The organism is Jiella sonneratiae, assembly GCF_017353515.1.
Lineage (GTDB): Bacteria > Pseudomonadota > Alphaproteobacteria > Rhizobiales > Rhizobiaceae > Jiella > Jiella sonneratiae.
Window position 1 is genome coordinate 320,759 of the sequence record NZ_JAFMPY010000001.1, and the last position, 21,759, is coordinate 342,517.

The following is a 21,759-nucleotide window of genomic DNA, read 5'->3' on the forward strand; positions in this document are numbered from 1 at the left end:
CTCAGGCCGTTCCCGGCGTCTTGCCGAGTTCGCCGCTCTCGTAGGTTCCGATCGAATTGCCGCCGTCGACCGAGAGCACCGCACCGGTGACGAACGACGCCTTGTCGGAGCAGAGATAGGCGATGGCCGCGGGCGCGTCCTCCGGCCCGCTGGTGCGGCCGAGCGGGATGCGCTTCTTCATCCGCTCGACATAGTCGTCGGAGAGCGTCGAGACCTCCGAGCCCGGCGCAAATCCCGGCTCGACGACGTTCACCCGGATGCGGTGCGGCGCGAGCTCGAGCGCCAGCCCCTTGGAGAGCCGCTCCAGCGCGGTCTTCGAGGTGCAGTAGGCGACCGAACCATTGCGCATCTGGCGGGCGGCGCCCGACGAGATGTTGACGATCGAGCCCTGGCGCCCTTCGGCGATCATCAGCTTCGCCATCTCGCGGGAAATCAGGAACGGCGCCCTGAGATTGACACCGAAGATTCGGTCCCAGTCGGCGACGTCGATGTCGAGGAGGCCGTATTTCGGATAGAGGCCGGCATTGTTGACGACGATGTCCGGCGCGCCCCAGCGCTGCTTCACCAGCGCCGCGAGATCGAGGATCGAGGCGGCGTCGGTGAGTTCCGTCGCGTGGGTGAGCGTTGTCTCCGGATCGAGCTTCAGTTCCGCGACCACGGCCTGCAGCTGGTCGGCGCGCCGGTCGGACAGGCAGAGCACCGCCCCCTCCCTGGCGAAATGCGCCGCGATCCAGCGGCCGAACACGCCGGCGGCACCGGTGACGACGACGGACTGGCCTTTGAATTCCATGAACAGAGCCTCAGCGGATTCGGGAGCGGGGATCGAGCCGGTCGCGCAGCCAGTCACCCAGGACGTTGACGGATAGGACGAGGAGAACGAGGCAGCCGCCCGGGAAGGCGACGATCCACCAGGCGCGCTCGACGAACTGCCGGCCGACGCTCATGATCGAGCCCCAGCTCGATGCCGGCGGCTGGATGCCGAGCCCGAGAAAGGAGAGGCCCGCCTCGAACAGGATCATCAGGCCGAATTCGGAGGTCGCGACGATGAGGATCGGCCCGGCGATGTTAGGCAGGACGTGGCGGAAGAGGATCCGCATCGCCCCCGCCCCCGCGAGCTCCGACGCCTTGATGAAGGGCAGGTTCGCCACCTGCAGGGTCTGGGCGTAGGCGACCCGGGTGTAGCGCGGCCAGCGCGTCAGGCCGAGCACCAGCACCAGCTTGAAGAAGCCGGGGCCGAGCACCGCGACGGTGAGGACCGCGAGCAGGATCGCCGGGATCGACAGCATGACGTCGACGAGCCGCATCACGACGACGTCGACCCAGCCGCGGAACCAGCCGGCGATCATGCCGAGCGTCACTCCGACGAGCGTCGAGACGAAGACCGAGAGCAGCGCGACGCCGAGCGACACGCGCGCGCCGTAGAGGATGCGCGAGAGAAGGTCGCGCCCGAGGTCGTCAGTGCCGAGGAGATAGGTCACGCCGCCGCGGCCGATGGTGCCGGGCGGCTTCAGCCGCGACAGCAGCGCCTGGCGGTCCGGATCGGCCGGCGCGATCCAGGGCGCGAGGATCGCCGCGGCGACGATCACCGCGATGATGACGGCGACGATCAGGATCGAGACGGGGACGCGCGACGTCCGGCGGCGGATGGCGGCGAGGGCGTTGGTCATGAGCGGCGCCTCACCGCGCGAGCCTGATGCGCGGGTCGATCGCCGCATAGGCGAAGTCCGCGGCGACGCTGGTCGCGACGTAGATGAAGGAGATCAGGAGAACGATGACCTGCACCACCAGGAAGTCGCGCGACTGGATCGACTGGATCGCCAGCTGGCCGATGCCGGGCCAGGCGAAAACCGTCTCGACGATGACGGCGCCGGCGAGGAGATTGCCGATCTCCAGCGCCGCGACGGTGATCACGGGGATCGCCGAATTGCGCAGGACGTGGCGCATAACGACGGCGCGCATCGACAACCCCCTCGCCCGCGCCGCGCGGACGTAGTCCTTGCCGAGTTCGTCGACCATGGCGATCCGCATCATCCGCGCAAAGGTCGACATCGACAGGGCGCCGAGCGCGATGGACGGCATGATCAGCGCGCTCAAGCTGCCGACGCCGGAGGTCGGCAGCCAGCGCAGCTCGACGGCGAATATCAGAATCAAAAGGATGCCGGAGAGAAAGGTCGGCACGCTCTGGCCCGTGAGGACGACGGCCGCCAGCGCGCGCTCGACGAGCGTGCCCTTGTTGGCGGCCATCAGAATGCCGACCGGGATGCCGGCGCCGACGGCGACGGTGAGCGCCCCGGCCGCGAGATAGATCGTATAGGGCAGCCGCGACAGGACGATGTCGATCGCCGGCACCCGCTGCACGACCGAGATGCCGAAGTCGAAATGCGCAAGGCCGGCGAGATAGGCGAGATACTGCGTCAGGATCGGCTGGTCGAAGCCGAGCTGGTGGCGCAGCGCCGCGATCTCCTCGGCCGAGGCTCCCTGCGGCACCAGGAGCAGCGTCGGGTCGCCGGAGACGTGCATCACCACGAAGACGATGGTGATGACCCCGAAGACCGCGACCGCCGCCTGGATCAGCCGGCCGATGGCATAGCGAAGCATGGCGGCCCTGCCCTTCCCGCGCCTATTGCTGCCAGCTCATGTCCATGACAAACATCGACTCGTTCGGCGTCGGCTGCCATTTCAGATGGCTGTTCGCGCCGTAGAGCGCATAGTCCTGGTAGAGGCCGATGCCCGGCACGTCCTCGCGCAGAATCTTGTAGGCGGTGACGTAGTCCTTCTGCCGCTCGTCCTTGTCGAGCGTCGAGCGGGCGGCATCGACCGCCGCGTCGAAGTCGGGGTTGGAGTATTTCGCCCAGGTGCTGCCGGTGCGGAACAGCGGATAGATGATGCCGTCGGCGTCCTGGCAGGCGCAGGACCAGCGGCCGAAGGCGATGCTTGCGGCGTTCGCCGGGTCGCCCTGCCGGCGCTTCAGGAAGGTCGCCTGATCGCTCGAGACGATCTCGGTGTCGAGACCGACGTCGTTTAGCATCTGCTGGATCGCCTCGACCATCGCCCGGCTGTAGGAGGGCGAGGTCAGGAACTCGATCTTGGCCCCTTCGGCACCGGCTTCCTTGACCAGTTCCTTGGCCTTTTCAGGGTCGTAGTCGTAGCCCTTCACGTCCTCGGTATAGCCGAAGACCGGCGGCGCGCCGATGACGTCGACCGGCTTGCCATAGCCTTCGAGCAGCGCTTCGACGAGGCCCTGCCTGTCGATGGCATAGGCGATCGCCTTGCGCACCCGGACGTCCTTGGTGGGACCGGCCTCGGCGTTGATGTAGAGGTAGCCGACGCGCTCGGTCGGCACCGAGAGGATCTGGACGTTCGGTTCGTCCTTGAGGGTGACGGCCTGATCCGGCGGAACGTCGCGCACGAGATCCGCCTGCCCGGTCCTCAGATCGGCGATGCGGGTGGAGACGTCCGGCACCGCCCGGAAGGTGACGTGCTTGAACGGCGGCGTGCCGCCCCAGTAGTCCTCGTTGGCGTCGAGCTCGGTGCGCACGCCGTCCTGATGGCTGACGAACTTGTAGGGCCCGCTGCCGATCGGCTTGGCATTGAAGCCCGCATCGCCGACCTTCTCGACATAGGCCTTCGGCACGATCGACAGCTTGACGAGCTGCGCCAGCAGCGCCGGATAGGGCGACTTGGTGGTGATCCGCACCTTGCCGTCCTCAAGCGCCTCGGCCTTCTCGATCTGGCTGAACTGGGAGAACTGCGGGCTCTTCAGTTCGGGATCGATGATCCGGTTGACGCTGTAGGCGACGTCTTCCGCAGTGAGCTTGCTGCCGTCGTGAAAGGTGACGCCCTCGCGGATGTCGAAGTCGAGCGTCTTGTCGTCGACGTATTTCCAGGCCGTGGCGATCTGCGGGACGACCTTGCCGTCGGCGTCGCGGGTGACGAGATTGTCGAAAATGTTGCGGTAGACCGAGTAGCTGTCGGTGTTCCACTGCAGGTGCGGATCGAGGGTCGCCGCGTCGTTCGGCAGGTCGATCGTCAGGGTTTCCTTCCCCGACTGGGCGAAGGCCGGTGCGGCGAGGATGCCCATGGCGAGGGCGGTTGCGGCTAGCAATCTGAGCAACGGTATTCCCTTTCGTCCTTCGTGGTGGATTGTCGTCAGCAAGGTCTCAGCCGGCGGACAGGCCGGCCTCTGCCGCGCAGAAGCGCGCGACGTCGGCATGGGTGGCGAACCAGACGCCCGCCTTGGCCCTGGCGAGGCGGATGATCTCGTCGAGGATGAAGATGCGCGAGCGGTGGCCGACGTGATGCGGGTGCAGCGTCACCTGGAACAGGCCGCCCTCCTCATAGGCGAGGTCGAGTTCCCGCCGCAGGATGTCGAGGAGCATCGCCGGCCCGCCATAGGGGCGCGCGCTCGCCGCGCGGTCCATGTTGAAATAGGGCGCGTCGTCCCGGATCCACTCGACCGGTATCTCAACGACACCCGTCGCCTCGCCGTTTTCCATGAGTTCGTAGGGTTCGTCGTCCGCCATCAGCGAGGAATCGTAGAGGAGGCCCATCTCGCGGATGATCGCCAGCGTGTGCGGCGAGAAATCCCAGGACGCGGTGCGCATGCCCACCGGCCTGACGCCGCAGATGCCCGCAAGCGCGTCCGCCGCGCGCAAGGAAAGGTCGCGCTCGGTCGCGTGGTCGAGGACCGAATTGAATTCGTGGATCCAGGAGTGGATGCCGATCTCGTGGCCGGCGCCGGCGACCCGGCGGACCTCCTGCGGATGCAGCATCGCCGAGACCGCGGGCATGAAGAACGACGCCGGGACGCCGTGGCGCTCCAAAGTGCCGAGAATGCGGGGCATGCCGGAGCGGGCGCCGTACTGCCCCTGGCTCATCCTGCCGGCGGAGGCGCCGCCGTTGCGCAGGTCGATGGTCTCGTGATCGGAATCGAAGGACAGCGCCACCGCCATCCGCGCCCCGTCCTTCCAGGCCGCGGGCTTCAGCGAACGCCCCGCCCGCACCTTCGCGACGCGCTCGCGCCAGACCGGCTCCGGCCAGGTCCACGGCGTCTTCGGATCGGCGGTCTCTGGCGGCATCGTCGAGGGCATTCTGGTCCGTCCACTGAGGGGCGCCGACTATCGGCTTGGTCCGGTGCCGCAGCGTCGCCACAGTCCCGGCAAGGCGTTGGCCCGCCTCTGGTGCTTGTCTGTGCAGTCAGGTTATGAGCCCAGGAATAGGTCAGCAACCGGGTGGCGTTCACATACATGAACTCCGAGGTGAAGAGCGCGGGTCGGATCCTCGACCTTCTGGAGCATCTCGCTTCCTGCCGCGAGCCGGTGACGTTCAGCGCCATCGTCGGCGCCCTCGGCTTTCCCAAGAGCAGTGCCCACGCGCTGCTGCAGACGCTGATCGCGCGCGGCCACGTCGTCCAGGACCGCGAGGGCCGCTATCTTCTCGTCGAGGCGAGCCGTCACGGCTTTCCCTTCCGGCCGAGCGAGGAGCCGCTGGTCGCGCGGGCGCGGCCGGTCATGGAGCGGCTGCGCGACGCGTCGGGCGAGACGGTGCTCCTGTCGACGATGAACGCGCGCGGCGACATCCGCCGCCTCGCCAAATGCGTCAGCCGCCAGGCGGTGCGCTACGACGTCGACCTGCAGTCGCCGATCGCCGCCTACTGTACCGCGACCGGCCGGGCGCTCCTCGCCTTTCGCAGCGAAGACGAGATCGCGGCCTATCTCGACCGGGTGAGCCTGCTCTCCTACACCGGCTTCACCATCACCGACCGGGAGGCGCTGCTGGCGCTGCTCGCCGAGGTGCGGGGGCGGGGCTATGCGGTGAACGACCAGGAATTCATCACCGGCTCGACCGGCATCGCCGCCCCGGTGCGCGACGCGGGCGGCGGCGTCGTCGCGGCGATCAATCTCGGCACCCTGACCAGCCGGTTCCGCGAGCGGGAAAGCGACCTGTGCCGCCTCGTGGTCGAGGCCGCGGCGAGCCTTTCGGCCGGCGAAGGGCGTGGCTGAGGCCTGCCCGGCGGCGAGACGTCGAACGTGCAGGAGGCCCAGGTTCGGAGAGCGCCCTGGCGGCGATCCTCAGGCGCCGGTCGGCAGGCCCTTCACCCTCTCCTCGGTCCGGGCGATCAGCCGCATCAGCTCGGCCTCGTCGATCGGCCCGAGCTTCGGCCCCGGCGACCTGGTGCGGGCGCAGGCGATCGCCCCCCGGTGCCGCAGCACCGCCTTGCGCACCGCAAGCCCGTAGCCCGGCTGCTGTTCGTATCTGAGAATGGGCAGATAGGCGTCGAAGACGTCCTCGGCCCGGTCGACCTCGCCGGCACGGTGGGCGCGCACCACCTCGACCAGCATCTCCGGATAGGCGAAGCCGGTCATCGCGCCGTCGGCGCCGCGCGAAAGCTCCTGCGGCAGATAGAGGCCGCCATTGCCGCAGAGGATCGAGATGCGCGGCGTATCGGCCGTGCCGGAGCCGGTGCGGACGGCGGAGAGCTTGGCGAGACCCGGACAGTCCTCGTGCTTCAGCATGACGATCTGCGGGCATTCGCGCGTCAGCGTCAGGATGGTCGCGGCCGAGATCGGCACGCCCGTCGTCTGCGGAAAGTCCTGCAGGCAGACCGGCACGTCGGGGCCAAGCGCCTCGCAGAGCTGATGGAAATAGCCGCGCACCCGGTCCTCGACCGAAGGTCCCGGCGTCGGCGCCACCATGATGCCGGCAGCGCCCTGGTCCATCGCGAAATGCGCAAAGCTCCGCAGATTGTCGAGGCCCGCCGCGGAGGCCCCGACGATCACCGGCACCCTTCCGTCGACCCGCGCGAGCACCTGCGCGGCGAAGCCCCGCGCCTCCTCCGGCGTCAGCTTGTTCGCCTCGCCGAGGATGCCGAGGATCGTCATGCCGGTGACGCCATGGCCGAGATAGAAGTCGACGAGCCGGTCGGTGCTCGCCGCGTCGACCGCCCCCGTCTCGGTGAAGGGCGTCGCCGAGATGATGAACACGCCGCTCGTCTCGCGGCCGATATTTCTGGTGGCCATGTCGTATTCCCCCTGCCCTGCGCTTCCTTCTTTCGCCGACGGCGCCGCGCCGGCTAGCCGGATCGCTGCGGCCGTGACTTCCGTCGTCGGGCAGATAGCGGCCGGAAACACGATGGCCACGCGCCGCGGCGGGATGGCCGAACGGAGCGAAGGCGTGTCTCGGCCCGCGTTTTCCGCGCTCAGGCGCCGCCGCACATGTGCTGCGAATCCGGCAGCGTCCAGCTCTCGCCGGTCCGCTGGTTGGTGGCGAGGTAGAAGCGGCCGCGCTCGTCGCCGGGCGGACAGTCGTGCGGGATCGAGACGAGGCACATGACCACCGTATCGCCCGGCTTCGAGCGAAGGAGCGCCGCTTCCCGCTCGTAGGAAACGCCGTAGCCGCCGTTGTCGTATTCGACGCCGGTCCCGAAATCGTAATCCGCGTCCTTCGGCGGCGAGCCGTCGCCGAGCCGCGGATGGATGCCGGCGATCGTCGTCGTGACGCAGGCGCCGATCGATTGCGGCAGCTTGCCCGAACGCGGCGCGTCGCCGGCCGCGATGGTCTGTGCCGAGACACTGCCCGGCGCCGCATTCGGGGCGCCGAGGTTCTGCAGGCTCTGCAGCACGCCGACATAGGCCGCGAGGATACAGCCCTTGTCGCTGCCGCATTTCGCGCGGACGGCCTGGAAGTTGCGGGCCGTGCCTTTCGCCTCGTCGGCGAAGTCGCCGGCCTTCGTCACCGCGGCATATGCCTTGCCGAGCCGGCCGTCGAGTTCGGAAAGGAGGAGATCGCCGCAGACGATCTTCTCCGCCGGCGTCGCCGCCTTGCGGCAGTCGAAGCTCGCCGCCGCGGCCGGGCCTGCGGCAACGACAGCGGCAAGAAGACCTGCGACGACGACGAGACGCATGCAACATCCTCCCCGATGAGCGTCAGAGACGGCCTACCGCCGAGTTCCTCGGATCGCCCGGCCTACCACCACTTTTCCGGCGTGAAGCGGCCGGCGGCCTTTTCGACGACGGAGCCGAGCGCAAACAGCGTCTCCTCGTCGAAGGGCCGGCCGATGAGCTGCAGGCCGAGCGGCAGGCCGCCCGCGTCGAGCCCGGCGGGAACCGCGATGCCGGGCAGGCCGGCCATGTTCACCGTCACGGTGAAGACGTCGTTGAGATACATCTTCACCGGATCGGAGGCCATGTCCTGATCCCCGATCCCGAACGCCGCCGAGGGCGTCGCCGGGGTCAGCAGCGCGTCGATGCCGTCGGCATAGACCGTCTCGAAGTCGCGCTTGATCAGCGTGCGCACCTTCTGGGCCTGCAGGTAATAGGCGTCGTAATAGCCGGCCGACAGCACGTAGGTGCCGATCATGATGCGGCGCTTGACCTCGCGGCCGAAGCCTTCCGCGCGGGTCTTTTCGTACATGTCGGCAATGTCCCTGCCGGGCACGCGAAGGCCGTAGCGGACGCCGTCATAGCGGGCGAGATTGGACGAGGCCTCGGCCGGGGCGACGATGTAATAGGCCGGCAGGGCGTATTTCGTGTGCGGCAGCGAGACGTCGACGATCTCCGCCCCGGCGTCCTTCAGCCAGGAAATGCCGGTCTGCCACAGGGTCTCGATCTCCTGCGGCATGCCCTCCATCCGGTATTCCTTCGGAACGCCGATCCTCAGGCCCTTCACCGAGCGGCCGACCGCCGCCTCGTAGTCCGGCACCTCGCGGTCGACGGAGGTCGTATCCTTCGGGTCGACGGAGGCCATCGACTTCAAAAGGATCGCCGCGTCGCGGACGTCGCGGGCGATCGGGCCGGCCTGGTCCAGCGACGAGGCGAAGGCGACGATGCCCCAGCGCGAGCAGCGGCCGTAGGTCGGCTTGATGCCGACGGTGCCGGTGAGCGCCGCCGGCTGGCGGATCGAGCCGCCGGTGTCGGTCGCCGTGGCGCCGGCGCACAGATGCGCCGCGACGGAGGCCGCCGAGCCGCCGGACGAGCCGCCCGGCACGAGATCCATGTTCGAGCCGCGTTTGCGCCAGGGGTTCTTCACCGGCCCGTAATAGGAGGTCTCGTTGGACGAGCCCATGGCGAACTCGTCCATGTTGAGCTTGCCGAGCATCACCGCCCCGTCGGCAAAGAGGTTCGCCGTCACGGTCGATTCGTAGCGCGGCTCGAAGCCGTCGAGAATGTGCGAGGCGGCCTGGGTATGGACGCCCTCGGTCGCGAACAGATCCTTGATGCCGAGCGGAATGCCTTCCAGCGGCCCGGCCTCGCCCCCGGCGATCCTTTCGTCGGAGGCCTTCGCCATCGACCGCGCCTTGCCCTCGGTCACCTTCACATAGGCGTTGATCTGCGGGTTGGCCGCCTCGATGGCAGTGAGATAGGCCTCGGTCAGTTCGGCGGCGCTCACCTCCTTCTTCGACAGCTTCTCGCGGGCCTCGGCGATGGTGAGGGCGGTGAGGTCGCTCATGATCAAAGGCTCTTTTCGTAAAATCGGCTGAATTCGGAATCGGGATAGTCGAGGACGGCGGGGCAGACGCTGAAGCCGCCGCGCTCGTAGAGTGCCCAGGCAGGCTCGAAGCCGGGCGTCGCGCCCGTCTCGAGGACGAGGCGCTGCAGCCCGACGTCGCGCGCCCGCGCCTCGATGGCCGTCAGGATCGCCCGGCCGATGCCCCTGCCCCTGAAGTGCGGCTCGCAGAACATCCGCTTGACCTCGCCGGTCTTTTCGTCGTGGACCTTCAGGGAGCCCATGGCGATCGCCGTGCCGTCGTCGTCGCGCGCGACGAACACCGTGGCGTCGGCGCCGGCCATCTGTTCCACCGTCAGCTGGAACTGGAACTCCGGCGGCGACAGCGGGGTCAGATAGGCGTTCAGCTTGGCGACCATCTGCCGGATATCGTCCTGAAGCGGCGTTTCGACGGCGATCGGTGGAGCCATGGCCTATTCGACAACCTTCGGCACCATGAAGAAGTGGTCCTCGCTCGCCGGCGCGTTGGCGACGATGTCGTCGGCCTTGTCGCCGTCGGTGACGGCGTCCTGGCGCTTCTTCATCGCCATGGGGGTCACCGAGGTCATCGGCTCGACGCCGGAGACGTCGACCTCGGAGAGTTGCTCGACGAAGCCGAGAATGGCATTCAGCTCGGCCTCCATCGCCGCCACGTCCGTGTCGCTGACGGCGATCCGGGCGAGCTTGGCGACGCGGCGCACGGTGGCGGAATCGACGGACATCTTGTCTCCGGCGGCAGGTTCATCTGGATTTGCCGTGCTATAACGGCGCCATCCGCGGGTGGCAACGGGCGCGGGCGAGCCCGGCCGGGTCGCGGACTTCGCCCCGCGCGCGGCGCATGAACACGACGCCGCCGTTCACGTCTTGATGACGTAATGCTTCTTCGTCGGCTCGACGACGCGCCACCGGCCCTTGAAGCCGGGGCGGATGACGAAGCTGTCGCCGGCCTTCAGCTTGACCGGCTCGCCGCCCTCCTCGGTCAGGATCGAGACCCCTTCGATGATGTGGAAGAACTCCCACTCGCTATAGTCGACCAGCCACTCGCCGGCGGTCGATTCCCAGATGCCGGCGTAAAGGCCGTTGCCGTCGTCCTCGAGGTTCCAGCTCCGGTTGGTCGGCCGGCCGCTCGTCACCTTTTCCTTGGCCGGCGCGCCGGCCTCGGGCTCGACGCCCTCCTTGTCGAAGCGGATGAAACGGTCGGTCATGGTCGCGTCCTCGCTGGCGATCGGTCGGGCGGCCCCGAGGCGTTCGCATCCTTGCCCGCCTCGGGCCTCGCCAGCAATGACCGGCCTCGAGCTTCGTTCCGCACTGCAGCAAACAAGGCGCCGGAGCCGGCCGTCGCCCGTCGCCCTGGTCGGTCGTCCCGCGGCGCGTCCGCCGATCAGGCCTTGGCGAGCGCCTGGTCGAGGTCGGCGATGATGTCGGAGGCCTCCTCGATGCCGATCGACAGCCGCACCACGTCGGGCCCGGCGCCGGCCGCCGTCTTCTGCTCGTCCGAGAGCTGGCGGTGGGTGGTCGAGGCGGGGTGGATCACCAGCGAGCGCGTATCGCCGATATTGGCGAGGTGGGAGAACAGCTCCAGCGCCTCGACGAACCTGACGCCCGCGTCGAAGCCGCCCTTCAGCCCGAAGGTGAAGACGGCGCCGGCGCCCTTCGGGCAGTATTTCATCATCCGCTCGTGCGACAGGTCGCCCTCGAGGCCGGCATAGGAGACCCAGGAGACCTTTTCGTGGCTCTGGAGGTGTCCGGCGACCTTCAGCGCATTGTCGGAATGGCGCTGCATCCTCAGCGGCAGCGTCTCGATGCCGGTGAGGATCATGAAGGCGTTGAAGGGCGAGATGGCCGGGCCGAGATCGCGCAGGCCGAGCACCCGGCAGGCGATGGCGAAGGCGAAGTTGCCGAAGGTCTCGTGCAGGACGATGCCGTTGTATTCCGGCCGCGGCTCCGACAGCATCGGATAGCGGTCGTCCGCCGACCAGTCGAAGCTGCCGCCGTCGACGATGACGCCGCCCATCGAATTGCCGTGGCCGCCCATGAACTTGGTCAGCGAGTGGACGACGATGTCGGCGCCGTGTTCGAGCGGCCGGCAGAGATACGGCGTCGCCATGGTGTTGTCGACGACCAGCGGCAGCTTGTGGCGATGGGCGATCTCGGCGATCGCCGCGATGTCGAGGACGACGCCGCCGGGATTGGCGATCGATTCGATGAAGATCGCCTTGGTCTTGTCGGTGATCTGCGCCTCGATGTCGGCGAGGTCGAACGGATCGGCCCATTTCACGCGCCAGTCGAAGGACTTGAAGGCGTGTCCGAACTGGTTGATCGAACCGCCGTACAGTTTCCGCGAGGCGACGAATTCCTCGCCCGGCCGCATCAACGCCTGGAACACGATGAGCTGGGCGGCGTGGCCCGAGGCGACGGCGAGCGCCGCGGTGCCGCCTTCGAGCGCGGCGACGCGCTCCTCCAGCACCGCCTGCGTCGGATTCATGATGCGGGTGTAGATGTTGCCGAACTGCTGGAGGCCGAACAGCGAGGCCGCGTGGTCGACATTGTCGAACACGAAGGACGTCGTCTGGTAGATCGGCGTCGCCCGCGCCCCCGTGGCGGGGTCCGGCTGCGCGCCGGCATGGATCGCCAGCGTTTCGAATTTCGGTGCGTTCATTGCCTGCCTCCCTGTCGCGCCGGCGGATGATTATTCGGCTGGCCGGCTTTTCGCATGTCCCGCCCGCCTTATCATGTCAGCCGATCGCCCGACGAGTGGGCGCCGATCCGTTTTTCGGCCGGTTCGGAGGAAGTCCGTCCCGCCATTTTGAATTTGCCGACAGGGAGCGCCGCCATGCCGAGCCTCGAAGGAAAAATCCGCTACGCCGTCGTCGGCGGCGGCTGGATCTCGCAGGCGGCCTTCATGCCCGGCGTCGGCCAGACCGCGAATTCGCTGATGACCGCCATCGTCACCGGCGACCGCGACAAGGGCGCGGCGCTCGCGCGGCAATACGGGCTCGACGTCTACGGCTACGACGAATACGACAAGATGCTCGAGAGCGGCACGGTCGACGCCGTCTATGTCGCGACGCCGAACTTCCGCCATCGGGAATTCGCCGAGCCGGCGCTGAAGGCCGGCATCCACGTGCTTCTCGAAAAGCCGATGGAGGCGAGCCTCGAAGACGCCGAGGCGATCGAGGCGGCAGCCAGGGCCTCGGGCGCGAAGCTGATGATCGCCTATCGCCTGCACTGCGAGCCCGGCACGCTGGCGATCGTCGACGCCGTGCGCAAGGGCGCGATCGGCAAGCCCCGCTTCTTCACCTCGACCTTCTCGCAGACCGTCAAGGCGTCCAACCATCGGGCGACCAGCGGCTACTGGGCGGGCCCCGTCCCCGACATGGGCACCTATCCGATCAACGCCGTGCGCAACCTCTTCGAGGCCGAGCCGATCGAGGTCATGGCCTTCGCCTCGCGGACCGACCGCGATCTCGGCTGCGACGACACGGTCAGCGTCGTCCTTCGCTTCACCGAAGGCCGGCAGGCGAGCTTCACCCTTTCCTATTCGGCCGAGAGCGTCGACCAGTTCTACCTCGTCGGCACCGACGGCGCGATGAACGTCTCCCCCGCCTTCGGCTTCGGAGACGGCACGGGGATCACCTACGACCTCACCCGGGACGGCGAGACCTCGACCCACGAGGCGCCGGTGGTCGACCAGTTCGCCGGAGAGACGGCATATTTCTCCGACTGCATCCTCGAGGACCGGCAGCCGGAGCCGGACGGCGAGGAAGGCCTCCTCGACATGATCGTGCTCGCCGCCATCGAGCGGGCGATCGAGACCGGAACGACGCAGCGGCTCGAGCCCCGAAAGCGCATGCGCCGCCCGGGCCCCGACCAGAAGCGCGAACTCGACCTCGCGGCGACGCCGGAACTCGTCGGCATCGAACTGCCGATGGAGTGACCGCCCCCGCCGACTCGATACCCGCCGAAGCCGCCGGGGAAAAGCGAACGCTCGTCGGCTAAGTGTATGATACGGAACAATGAATGCCGCATGTCTCTTGAGGTCGAAAGCCGGCGGGATTTTTCCCCGGCTCCGAACTCCGGGAGATCTTCCGTGAAGCGCACCACTTTGATCAGCACCGCTGCCGCCGCCCTTCTCGCCGCGTCGGTGCCGGCTTTCGCCCAGTCCTCCGGCAACGGCACCACCGGCAAGGCCATGGGCGAAAACGCCATGGACACCGACAAGGCGCCGGCCCCGGCTCCCGAGAACGTCAAGTCGGCGAAGAACTTCGTGCCGATGGCCGCGACCGGCAACACCTTCGAGATCGACTCCTCGAACCTCGCCTTGACCAAATCGACGGACGACGCCGTCCGCAGCTTTGCCAAGCGCATGGTCGAGGACCATTCGGACGCCGCCACCGGGCTGAAGGAGGCCGTTCGGGGGTCGAAGACGGACGTTGCCGTTCCGACCGGGCTCGACGCCAGGCACCAGCAGATGATGGACACGCTCAACGCCGACGACGAAAGCGCCTTCGACGCGGACTACGTCGCCATGCAGCACCAGGCGCATGTCGAGACGGTCGCGCTTTTCGAAGCCTATGCGAAGAACGGCGAGGACGGCCCGATCAGGACATTTGCGGAGAAGACGCTGCCGACGCTCAAGGAGCATCTGCAGATGGTCGAGAAACTGAAGTGATCACCGCGCGTTAGGGAGATGGCGCCGGGAGCCTCCCGCTTCGCAGGGGCGGCAGCGGGCCGGCCTGCCCTCCGCACCGCGTGGCGCGGCCGGACCGCGGATCCTTGCACGGCAACGGTCCGCGCGCCGCCCCAGCCATCCAGACCATCGTCCGCTCGCCGAGCGGGCGATGCTGTCATTCGATTCAACGGACATTCATCGATCGGAAAAACGACCAATGGTATCTGAAACCGCCGGGGTCAGGACGACCCCTCTCGCCCAGCCGATCGCCAATCTGCTCGTGCCGTTCCCGGCCGTCTGCTTTACCCTCACCCTCGCCAGCGACATCGTCTACTGGCAGACGGCGAACCTGATGTGGCAGAATTTTTCGGCCTGGCTGCTCTTCGTCGGCGAGGTGATCGGCGGACTTGCCCTGATCGTCGGCGTGATCGAGCTCCTGACGCGCCGGAGCGTGCGCCTTGCCGGCCCCGGCTGGGGCTATGTGGTGCTCGGGCTGATCGTCCTCGTCGTCGCCTTCTTCAACAGCCTCGTCCATGCCGGCGACGGCTGGACGGCCGTCGTGCCCTGGGGGCTCGTCCTTTCCGCCATCACCTTCCTCCTCGTCCTCGTGACCGCGGCCGTCGGCCGCGCGGCGACGGGCCGGCGCCTCGCTGGAGTCTACTATCATGACTGATCGCCCCATCCTCCGTTCCGCAGCGCTCGCCGCCGCGAGCTGTCTGGCGCTCGTCGCCGCGACGCCCGGCCTCGCCCAGGACGGCGGCTCCGACTTCGACATCTCCAAGCAGATCGGCCCCGATCCGGTGCTGCCGGAGCCCTCTCGATCGCTCCTTCCGAGCATGAAGGTCGCCGAGGTGATCGGCTGGCAGGACGGCGAGACGCCGAAGGTGCCGGACGGGCTGAAGGTGACGGCCTATGCCAAGGACCTCGTCAATCCGCGCTCGGTCCACACCCTGCCGAACGGCGACGTCCTCGTCGTCCAGTCGCGCGGTCCCGCCGGCGAGCCGCAGAACCGTCCGAAGGACATCATCCGCGGCTGGATCATGTCGATCGCCCATGGCGGCGGCAGCGGGCCGCAGAAGCCCAGCAACATCGTCACGCTGCTGCGCGACACCGACCGGGACGGCACGGTCGACGAGCGTTTCGACCTCCTCACAGGGCTGGACTCGCCCTTCGGCATCGCCTGGGCGGACGACACGCTCTACGTCGCCGCCACCGACGCGATCCTCGCCTATCCCTACCGGCTCGGCGACACCGAGATCACCGCCGAACCCAAGGTGCTGACGCCGCTGCCGGGCGGCCCGATCGACCACCACTGGACCAAGGATCTCGCGCTCGGCCCGGACGGGAAATATCTCTACGCCTCGGTCGGCTCCAACTCCAACATCGTCGAGAACGGCATCGAGGCCGAAAAGGGCCGCGCGGCGATCTGGCAGGTCGACCGGCAGACGGGGGCGGCGCGGGTCTTCGCCTCCGGCCTGCGCAATCCCAACGGCCTCACCTTCCAGCCGGAGACCGGCGAGCTCTACGCCGTCGTCAACGAACGCGACGAGCTCGGCCCGAACCTCGTGCCCGACTACATGACCTCGGTGAAGGACGGCGGCTTTTACGGCTGGCCCTGGAGCTATTACGGCAACCACGTCGATCCGCGCGTTCATCCGCAGCGCCCGGACATGGTGGCAAAGGCGATCGCGCCGGACTACGCGCTGTCGAGCCACGTCGCGCCCCTCGGCATGACCTTCTCCTTCGGCACCGCGATGCCGAGCCGCTTCGCCCACGGCGCCTTCGTCGGCGAGCACGGCAGCTGGAACCGCAGCTTCTTCAACGGCTACAAGGTCGTCTACGTGCCGTTCGAGAACGGCAAGCCTGCGGGCAAGGCGCAGGACGTCGTCACCGGCTTCATCGACGGCGATGAGGCGCACGGGCGGCCGGTGGGCCTTGCGATCGACGGGACCGGCGCGCTGCTCGTCGCCGACGACGCCGGCAACACCGTCTGGCGGGTGGCCTCGGCGGACGGGACGGTGTCGGAGCGGCCGATCGGCTCGGACGGCCGGACCGCCGCCGCGTCGCCGGCAAGTACCGGGGCCGGCGCCGGCGAGGGCAACGCCGCGGCCGCCGCGGGCGGGAACGGCGCGGCGTCGCAGGCGACCGGCGTCGCCAGTCCGGATGCGGGCGGCGCCTCCTCCGGCTTGGGCACCTCTCCCGCGGCGTCGAGCGACGAGTTGATCACCGGCGAGGCACCGGCCGCGCGTCCGGACGCCTCGGCGCCCGATCCGTCGCAGACCGAGATCGCGCCGTCGGCGCTGCCGAACGGTGCAGGCGAAACCGGCGCCACTGCGCCGAACGGCCCGCAGTGACGGCCCTCCCGAGCGGGGGTCAGGCGGAAGATCGTTCGAAGGTAATGGGTCGCCGGCGACGCTGCGGTCTTTCCCCTTGCGCGGAAGATGTGTGACGACCCGGGTGGGGTGTTGCAGCCTCCGGCCTGCCCTCGCTTGGGAATCCGCGAAACCCACGATGCCGGGCGATCCCGATTCTCCCGTGACGCCGCCGGTCCGGCGCTTCTCTGGTGATGACCGTCCGATGATACGGCAGCAGCGATTGCCATGCGGCCGGCCGTCTCGCTAAAGTCGGATGGCTCGCCGGAAACGTGCGGGCGCGCGTCGAAGTTGAGACCTGCTTAACGAACGGGTGATACCAGCCCGGCATTGGCGAGCCGGCGATTGGAATCCGTGGCGGGGACGTCGAGTGACCGACCAGATCAGTATGTTCGCAGCGGTGTCCATCCTGACGGTGGCCCTCGCAGTGTTGTGTGCGCTGATCAACTGCGGATTCCGCCGGAAATCGCTGCTTCTGTGGCTCGCGACGGCCCTTCTCTGTGCCGGGATGGAAGTCGCGCTGCTGCGGCCCGGCGTCGACAGCTTCCTGCAGGCGGTCGGCGAATCCGTCCTCATGCCCCTCGCCTATTTCTGCGCCGGTCAGGCCGTCCGCTTCCTCGTCGGACGCCCCCAGGCGGACGTCACCTTCGTCGCGGCGATCGCGACCTTGTCGTCGGTCTCCGTCGTGCTTGCCGGCCTCGGCTTCGAGAACCTCTACCAGACCCTGCCGTTCAAGGCCGCCGCTGCCCTGGCGCTCGCCGACGGCATCGTCACGCTGGCGGGGAAGAAGGAAAAGGACTCGCTCGATCTCGCGCTGCTCGTCGCCTATTGCGGCCTCTCCGCGATCTTCCTGCTGCGGCTTCCCGTCTATCCGAGCATCGGCGACGACGTTCCGTCGATCTACGGCTTGCGGCGCAGCGAGATCGCGGTGGTGCTGCTCGCCCTCGTCACCCTGCTGCTGCCGGCGGTGGCGTTTCTGGTCGTCGCGAAGATCGTCCGCGAGACGATCCTCGGCTATCGCAGCAAGTCCGAGCGGGACAGCCTGACGAACCTCCTCAACCGCCGGGCGTTCGAACAGGTCGCCGAGGAGATGCGGCACGGCGGCGGCGCCGTGGTGCTCTGCGACCTCGACCACTTCAAGGCGATCAACGACAGGTTCGGCCATCTCGCCGGCGACGACGTCATCCGCAGCCTGGCGGCGCTGCTGCAGGAGACCGGCGGTTCCGCGGCGCGGCTCGGCGGCGAGGAATTCGCCTTGCCGCTGCCGCATGCGAGCGTCGCCGAGGCGGCGGCGATCGCCGATTCCGTCCGCGAGCGGTTCGCGTCCCTCGGCCACCTGAAGCTCGGCGAAGGCTGCCGGGTGACGGCGAGCTTCGGCGTCGCGGCGTTTCAGCCGCAACGGCCGGTGAACGCCACCATCGCCGCCGCGGACCGCGCCCTCTACCGCGCCAAACGCGCCGGCCGGAACCGGGTGGAGGTCGAACTGGGCGACGACGCGTCCGAGACGTGGCGGGCGGCCTGACGGCACGGCGCCCCGACGCTTCGCCCCACCCCGTCCTTTATCAATGGCCACTGTCGGAGGCTTGCGAGGGGCGCTCGCCGCCGGCGGTACCAGCGCCAACGCCGCAGAGGATCAGCGGCGGGTGTTGATGCCGAAGCTCTGATAGCCCTGGCCGAGCTTCGGCTTCTTCGACGACAGGATCCGCGAATTGACGCCGTTCCAGCCGATCTCGCCGGACAGGCGCCCATATTCGATCTTCGGGCAGCGATCCATGATCACCGTGATGCCAGCGGCCTCGGCCCGCGCCGCGGCCGCGTCGTTGCGCACGGAGAGCTGCATCCACACCACCTTCGGAAGCGGATCGAGCGACAGGGCCGCCTCGACGACGCCCGGCACCGCGTCGGAGGACCGGAAGATGTCGACCATGTCGACGGGGCGCGGGATCGCGGCAAGGTTCGGATAGACCGTCTGGCCGAGGATCGCCCTGCCGGCAAGGCCGGGATTGACGGGAATGACGTCGAAGCCCTTGGCCAGCAGATATTTCAGGACGAAATAGGACGGCCGCACCTCCCTGGCGCTGGCGCCGACCATGGCGATGGTCTTCGTCTCGGAAAGGATCCGGCTGATCATTGCGTCAGGATAGGCAAGCGGCGCGGCGCCGTTCGCCACGCCGCCGCCGGTCTCGGTCGGGCCGGTCACTCGTGGCTCCAGTCCGGCTTGCGCTTGTCGAGAAAGGCGCCGATGCCCTCCTCGGCATCGCGGGCGAGCATGTTCTCGACCATCACACCGGCGGCGTAGTCGTAGGCGGCCGCAAGCCCCATTTCGGCCTGGGCGTAGAAGGCTTCCTTGCCGATCTTCACCGTCGCCGCCGATTTCGAAGCGATCGTCGTCGCGTATTTGCCGACGATCGTGCCGAGATATTCCGGCGGCACGACCCGATTGACCAGGCCGAAGTCGCGCGCCGTGCGCGCATCGATCCGCTCGCCGGTGAGCAGCATCTCCATCGCGTGCTTGCGGGTGAGATTGCGCGACAGCGCCACCATCGGCGTCGAGCAGAACAGGCCGATATTGACCCCCGGCGTCTGGAACTGCGAATCCTCCGAGGCGATGGCGAGGTCGCATGAGGCGACGAGCTGGCAGCCGGCGGCGGTCGCCAGCCCGTTCACCTCGGCGATGACCGGACAGCGGTGCCGGACGATCGCCTGCATCAGCGCCGAACACTGGCGCATCGTCGTCTCGAAGAAGGCCCGGCCGCGGTCCTCGTCCGACCGATGGGCGGTGAGTTCCTTCAGATCGTGCCCGGCCGAAAACACCTTGCCATGGGCGGCAAGCACGACGACCCGGCACTCCCTGTCGTCGGCCGCCTCTTCGAGCGCCGCCGCAAGCGCCGCCATCGTCGCGATCGACAGGGCGTTGGCCGGCGGATTGGACAGGGCGATGCGGGTGATGCCCGGCGCCTTCTGCACCTCGATCGGGTGCGGCAGCGTGTCTGGCTTCATTTCGAGGATCTCGGCCATGCGACTTTCAGCTTCGGGTCGGGAGACGGAACGGGATCGCGACGGTGCCGGCGGATCATGGAGCCCGCCCGCGACGGGAGACCCGGACGGCCACGGAACGCCAAGCGTCGTCGGGCGCGCTCATCATCGACGCCATCCGCACGTCCTCCTTGCCGCCGCCTTCGGTTCCATGGTCTGAACATAGTCGGGAGAGCCGCCTGCGCCAATGCTTCGCGACGGCGGCGGGGAACGGGAGAATGCGCCATGCAACCGGTCATGACGGTCGAGGCCCTGCGGGAATTCCTCCGCGACGGGTTCCCGCAGGTGATGGGGCCGGACAGCGGCTTTTCCGTCGACAGGGTCGGCGAGGGCTTCGTGGTGATGAAGCTCCTTGCCGCCGAACGCCATCTGCGGCCAGGCGGCACGGTTTCCGGGCCGACGCTGTTCACCCTCGCCGACGTCGCCGCCTATGTCGCGATCCTCGCCCATATCGGGCCGGTGGCGCTCGCGGTGACCACCAACATGTCGATCAACTTCCTCATCAAGCCGCCGCCGGGAACGCTCGTCGCCAAGGCCTCGATCCTCAAGCTCGGAAAACGCCTCGCCGTCTGCGAGGTGGCGATCGCCGGCGAAGACGACGGCACCACCGTCTGCCACGCGGTCGCGACCTATTCGATCCCGCCTAGTGGATCGAATTTGACATTTGAGTCCCGATCGGGTGAGGCGTCGTATCAAGTGTCAAATTCAAAAAATCCACTATAATCAAAAAGTTGGCTCGTGGTCTTTCGATTCCGACATTTGCTGCGCGGTCTCCACAGGTCGGTGCCAAATGTCGGAACCAGACCACTGGCTGAGCCCGCCGCCGGGGACGGGAATTTGTGCGGTATTATGATACCGTCTCCGCCTATCCCCTGCATTACAGGGATCACCGGGGCGGCTTGCGACGCTTTCGGCGTTGACAGCCAGCCGTTCCGTCCTTATGCAGACGCCCACGAAGAGCGGCCGCCGGCCGCCCTTTTCGTATGGCGGCCCGCGATGGCTTGCCTCGAAACCAGAACAACATCCAGGGGCAACCCATGAAGACCTTCTCGCAGAAGACCGAGACGGTGGAGAAGAAGTGGATCCTGATCGACGCCCAAGGGCTCGTCGTCGGCCGCCTCGCCTCCCTCGTCGCGCTTCGCCTCCGGGGCAAGCACAAGGCCACCTTCACCCCGCATGTCGACGACGGCGACAACATCATCATCGTCAATGCCGACAAGGTGGTCCTGACCGGCAAGAAGTACTGGAACAAGACCTACTACTGGCACACCGGCTATGCCGGCGGCATCAAGGAGCGCAAGGCGCGCGAGATCCTCGAGGGGCGCTTTCCCGAGCGCGTCGTCGAGAAGGCCGTCGAGCGCATGCTGCCCCGCGGCCCGCTCGGCCGTCGCCAGCTGAAGAACCTCCGCGTCTATGCCGGGCCCGAGCATCCGCACCAGGCGCAGAACCCCGAGGCGCTCGATGTCCGTGCGCTGAACTCCAAGAATGCGAGGGCCGCATAATGTCCCAGCTCTCTTCCCTCGAAGAACTCGGCTCGGCCGCGAACGTCCCCGCTCCGCAGCCCGACGCTCCGGTCCACGTCCAGAAGCTCGACAAGTACGGGCGCGCCTATGCCACCGGCAAGCGCAAGGACGCCGTCGCCCGCGTCTGGGTGAAGCCCGGCTCCGGCAAGATCGTCGTCAACGACAAGGACTACACGGCCTATTTCGCCCGTCCGGTCCTGCAGATGGTGCTGCGCCAGCCGATCGTCGCGACCAGCCGCGACGGCCAGTTCGACATCATCGCGACCGTCACCGGCGGCGGCCTCTCCGGCCAGGCCGGCGCGGTGCGCCACGGCATCTCCAAGGCGCTGACCTATTACGAGCCGGCGCTGCGCGCGATCCTGAAGAAGGGCGGCTTCCTCACCCGCGATTCGCGGACCGTGGAGCGCAAGAAGTACGGCAAGGCGAAGGCCCGCCGCTCCTTCCAGTTCTCCAAGCGCTGATCCGCCATCACCCGATCCCGAATGGGTACTCGATGGCCGCGGACGTTTCGTCCGCGGCCGTTTTTTTGGCGTGCGCCGCACCGACGTGCCGGCTCGCTCAGCGGTCGCCGCGAGGCTTGACCTCACAGGCGCGTGATCCGCCCGCTCGAATGCGAAACGTCATCTTCCCGCCGTCCGAATCTGGCACATATCGCCTGCCATCAACGAGGACG

The 21,759-nt window shown here is 68.0% G+C and carries 22 protein-coding genes and 1 pseudogene; 9 read left to right on the forward strand and 14 right to left on the reverse strand.

The genetic code is table 11. The features are described from left to right. Position 1: 1 nt before the first annotated feature. From J1C47_RS01355 to J1C47_RS01375, 5 genes are read right to left on the reverse strand one after another with little or no spacing between them, the layout of a single operon-like run. Positions 2 to 790: an SDR family NAD(P)-dependent oxidoreductase gene (locus J1C47_RS01355; RefSeq protein ID WP_207348915.1), complete on the reverse strand. Its 789-nt coding sequence runs from the start codon at positions 788 to 790 to the stop codon at positions 2 to 4. Positions 791 to 800: 10 nt separating this feature from the next. Continuing rightward, positions 801 to 1,667 carry an ABC transporter permease gene (locus J1C47_RS01360; protein ID WP_207348916.1) on the reverse strand — a complete coding sequence of 289 codons (867 nt, stop codon included), beginning with the start codon at positions 1,665 to 1,667 and terminating at the stop codon, positions 801 to 803. Between the two features lie 10 nt (positions 1,668 to 1,677). Further along, positions 1,678 to 2,598, reverse strand: coding sequence for an ABC transporter permease (locus J1C47_RS01365; protein WP_207348917.1), 921 nt, complete (start codon positions 2,596 to 2,598; stop codon positions 1,678 to 1,680). A 22-nt stretch (positions 2,599 to 2,620) separates the two neighbouring features. Then, positions 2,621 to 4,114, reverse strand: a complete 1,494-nt coding sequence (locus J1C47_RS01370) for an ABC transporter substrate-binding protein (protein ID WP_245396284.1) — start codon at positions 4,112 to 4,114, stop codon at positions 2,621 to 2,623. A gap of 46 nt (positions 4,115 to 4,160) precedes the next feature. Continuing rightward, on the reverse strand, positions 4,161 to 5,078 hold the full coding sequence (locus tag J1C47_RS01375; RefSeq protein WP_207348919.1) for a polysaccharide deacetylase family protein: 918 nt from the start codon (positions 5,076 to 5,078) through the stop codon (positions 4,161 to 4,163). 153 nt (positions 5,079 to 5,231) lie between these two features. Here J1C47_RS01375 and J1C47_RS01380 point away from each other — a divergent pair, with 153 nt between their 5' ends. Then, positions 5,232 to 6,002 (forward strand): IclR family transcriptional regulator, encoded by a 771-nt coding sequence (locus J1C47_RS01380; protein WP_342591907.1) that lies wholly within the window; start codon positions 5,232 to 5,234, stop codon positions 6,000 to 6,002. Positions 6,003 to 6,071: 69 nt separating this feature from the next. On the opposite strand, the gene J1C47_RS01385 is transcribed toward J1C47_RS01380, so the two are convergent. From J1C47_RS01385 to J1C47_RS01415, 7 genes are all read right to left on the reverse strand, one after another. After that, positions 6,072 to 7,019: a dihydrodipicolinate synthase family protein gene (locus J1C47_RS01385; protein ID WP_207348920.1), complete on the reverse strand. Its 948-nt coding sequence runs from the start codon at positions 7,017 to 7,019 to the stop codon at positions 6,072 to 6,074. A gap of 179 nt (positions 7,020 to 7,198) precedes the next feature. After that, positions 7,199 to 7,903, reverse strand: a complete 705-nt coding sequence (locus J1C47_RS01390) for a lysozyme inhibitor LprI family protein (RefSeq protein ID WP_207348921.1) — start codon at positions 7,901 to 7,903, stop codon at positions 7,199 to 7,201. 62 nt (positions 7,904 to 7,965) lie between these two features. Then, on the reverse strand, positions 7,966 to 9,447 hold the full coding sequence (gene gatA, locus J1C47_RS01395) for an Asp-tRNA(Asn)/Glu-tRNA(Gln) amidotransferase subunit GatA (protein WP_207348922.1): 1,482 nt from the start codon (positions 9,445 to 9,447) through the stop codon (positions 7,966 to 7,968). A 2-nt stretch (positions 9,448 to 9,449) separates the two neighbouring features. Then, positions 9,450 to 9,914, reverse strand: coding sequence for a GNAT family N-acetyltransferase (locus J1C47_RS01400; RefSeq protein WP_207348923.1), 465 nt, complete (start codon positions 9,912 to 9,914; stop codon positions 9,450 to 9,452). 3 nt (positions 9,915 to 9,917) lie between these two features. After that, positions 9,918 to 10,205 carry an Asp-tRNA(Asn)/Glu-tRNA(Gln) amidotransferase subunit GatC gene (gatC, locus tag J1C47_RS01405; protein WP_207348924.1) on the reverse strand — a complete coding sequence of 96 codons (288 nt, stop codon included), beginning with the start codon at positions 10,203 to 10,205 and terminating at the stop codon, positions 9,918 to 9,920. A 135-nt stretch (positions 10,206 to 10,340) separates the two neighbouring features. Beyond that, the gene (locus J1C47_RS01410) at positions 10,341 to 10,688 is read right to left on the reverse strand and encodes a cupin domain-containing protein (protein ID WP_207348925.1); all 348 of its coding nucleotides are present in this window, start codon (positions 10,686 to 10,688) and stop codon (positions 10,341 to 10,343) included. A 176-nt stretch (positions 10,689 to 10,864) separates the two neighbouring features. Beyond that, entirely contained in the window at positions 10,865 to 12,142 is a 1,278-nt protein-coding gene (locus J1C47_RS01415) for an O-acetylhomoserine aminocarboxypropyltransferase (protein ID WP_207348926.1), read from the reverse strand. 174 nt (positions 12,143 to 12,316) lie between these two features. Here J1C47_RS01415 and J1C47_RS01420 point away from each other — a divergent pair, with 174 nt between their 5' ends. From J1C47_RS01420 to J1C47_RS01440, 5 genes are all read left to right on the forward strand, one after another. Continuing rightward, positions 12,317 to 13,420: a Gfo/Idh/MocA family protein gene (locus tag J1C47_RS01420; protein ID WP_207348927.1), complete on the forward strand. Its 1,104-nt coding sequence runs from the start codon at positions 12,317 to 12,319 to the stop codon at positions 13,418 to 13,420. Between the two features lie 153 nt (positions 13,421 to 13,573). After that, complete coding sequence (locus tag J1C47_RS01425; protein WP_207348928.1) at positions 13,574 to 14,155, forward strand: DUF4142 domain-containing protein; 582 nt, start codon at positions 13,574 to 13,576, stop codon at positions 14,153 to 14,155. A 217-nt stretch (positions 14,156 to 14,372) separates the two neighbouring features. Beyond that, complete coding sequence (locus J1C47_RS01430; protein WP_207348929.1) at positions 14,373 to 14,828, forward strand: DUF2231 domain-containing protein; 456 nt, start codon at positions 14,373 to 14,375, stop codon at positions 14,826 to 14,828. Further along, positions 14,821 to 16,509: a PQQ-dependent sugar dehydrogenase gene (locus tag J1C47_RS01435; protein ID WP_207348930.1), complete on the forward strand. Its 1,689-nt coding sequence runs from the start codon at positions 14,821 to 14,823 to the stop codon at positions 16,507 to 16,509. Before J1C47_RS01430 ends, J1C47_RS01435 begins: the two co-directional genes overlap by 8 nt. Positions 16,510 to 16,897: 388 nt before the next feature. Beyond that, positions 16,898 to 18,049 carry a diguanylate cyclase gene (locus J1C47_RS01440; RefSeq protein WP_207348931.1) on the forward strand — a complete coding sequence of 384 codons (1,152 nt, stop codon included), beginning with the start codon at positions 16,898 to 16,900 and terminating at the stop codon, positions 18,047 to 18,049. A gap of 111 nt (positions 18,050 to 18,160) precedes the next feature. On the opposite strand, the gene J1C47_RS01445 is transcribed toward J1C47_RS01440, so the two are convergent. Continuing rightward, the gene (locus tag J1C47_RS01445) at positions 18,161 to 18,658 is read right to left on the reverse strand and encodes a CoA-binding protein (RefSeq protein ID WP_207349078.1); all 498 of its coding nucleotides are present in this window, start codon (positions 18,656 to 18,658) and stop codon (positions 18,161 to 18,163) included. A gap of 65 nt (positions 18,659 to 18,723) precedes the next feature. Beyond that, a complete protein-coding gene (locus J1C47_RS01450) occupies positions 18,724 to 19,545 on the reverse strand; it encodes an enoyl-CoA hydratase (RefSeq protein ID WP_207348932.1) in 822 nt (273 codons plus the stop codon). Between the two features lie 243 nt (positions 19,546 to 19,788). On the opposite strand from J1C47_RS01450, the pseudogene J1C47_RS01455 reads away from it, so the two are divergent. The 3 genes and pseudogenes from J1C47_RS01455 to rpsI all read left to right on the forward strand — a co-directional run. Beyond that, positions 19,789 to 20,208, forward strand: a pseudogene (locus J1C47_RS01455) (PaaI family thioesterase); the annotation flags it as partial. A 392-nt stretch (positions 20,209 to 20,600) separates the two neighbouring features. Beyond that, on the forward strand, positions 20,601 to 21,065 hold the full coding sequence (gene rplM, locus J1C47_RS01460; RefSeq protein ID WP_207348934.1) for a 50S ribosomal protein L13: 465 nt from the start codon (positions 20,601 to 20,603) through the stop codon (positions 21,063 to 21,065). Beyond that, complete coding sequence (gene rpsI, locus J1C47_RS01465; protein ID WP_207348935.1) at positions 21,065 to 21,547, forward strand: 30S ribosomal protein S9; 483 nt, start codon at positions 21,065 to 21,067, stop codon at positions 21,545 to 21,547. Before rplM ends, rpsI begins: the two co-directional genes overlap by 1 nt. The last annotated feature ends 212 nt before the right edge of the window (positions 21,548 to 21,759 follow it).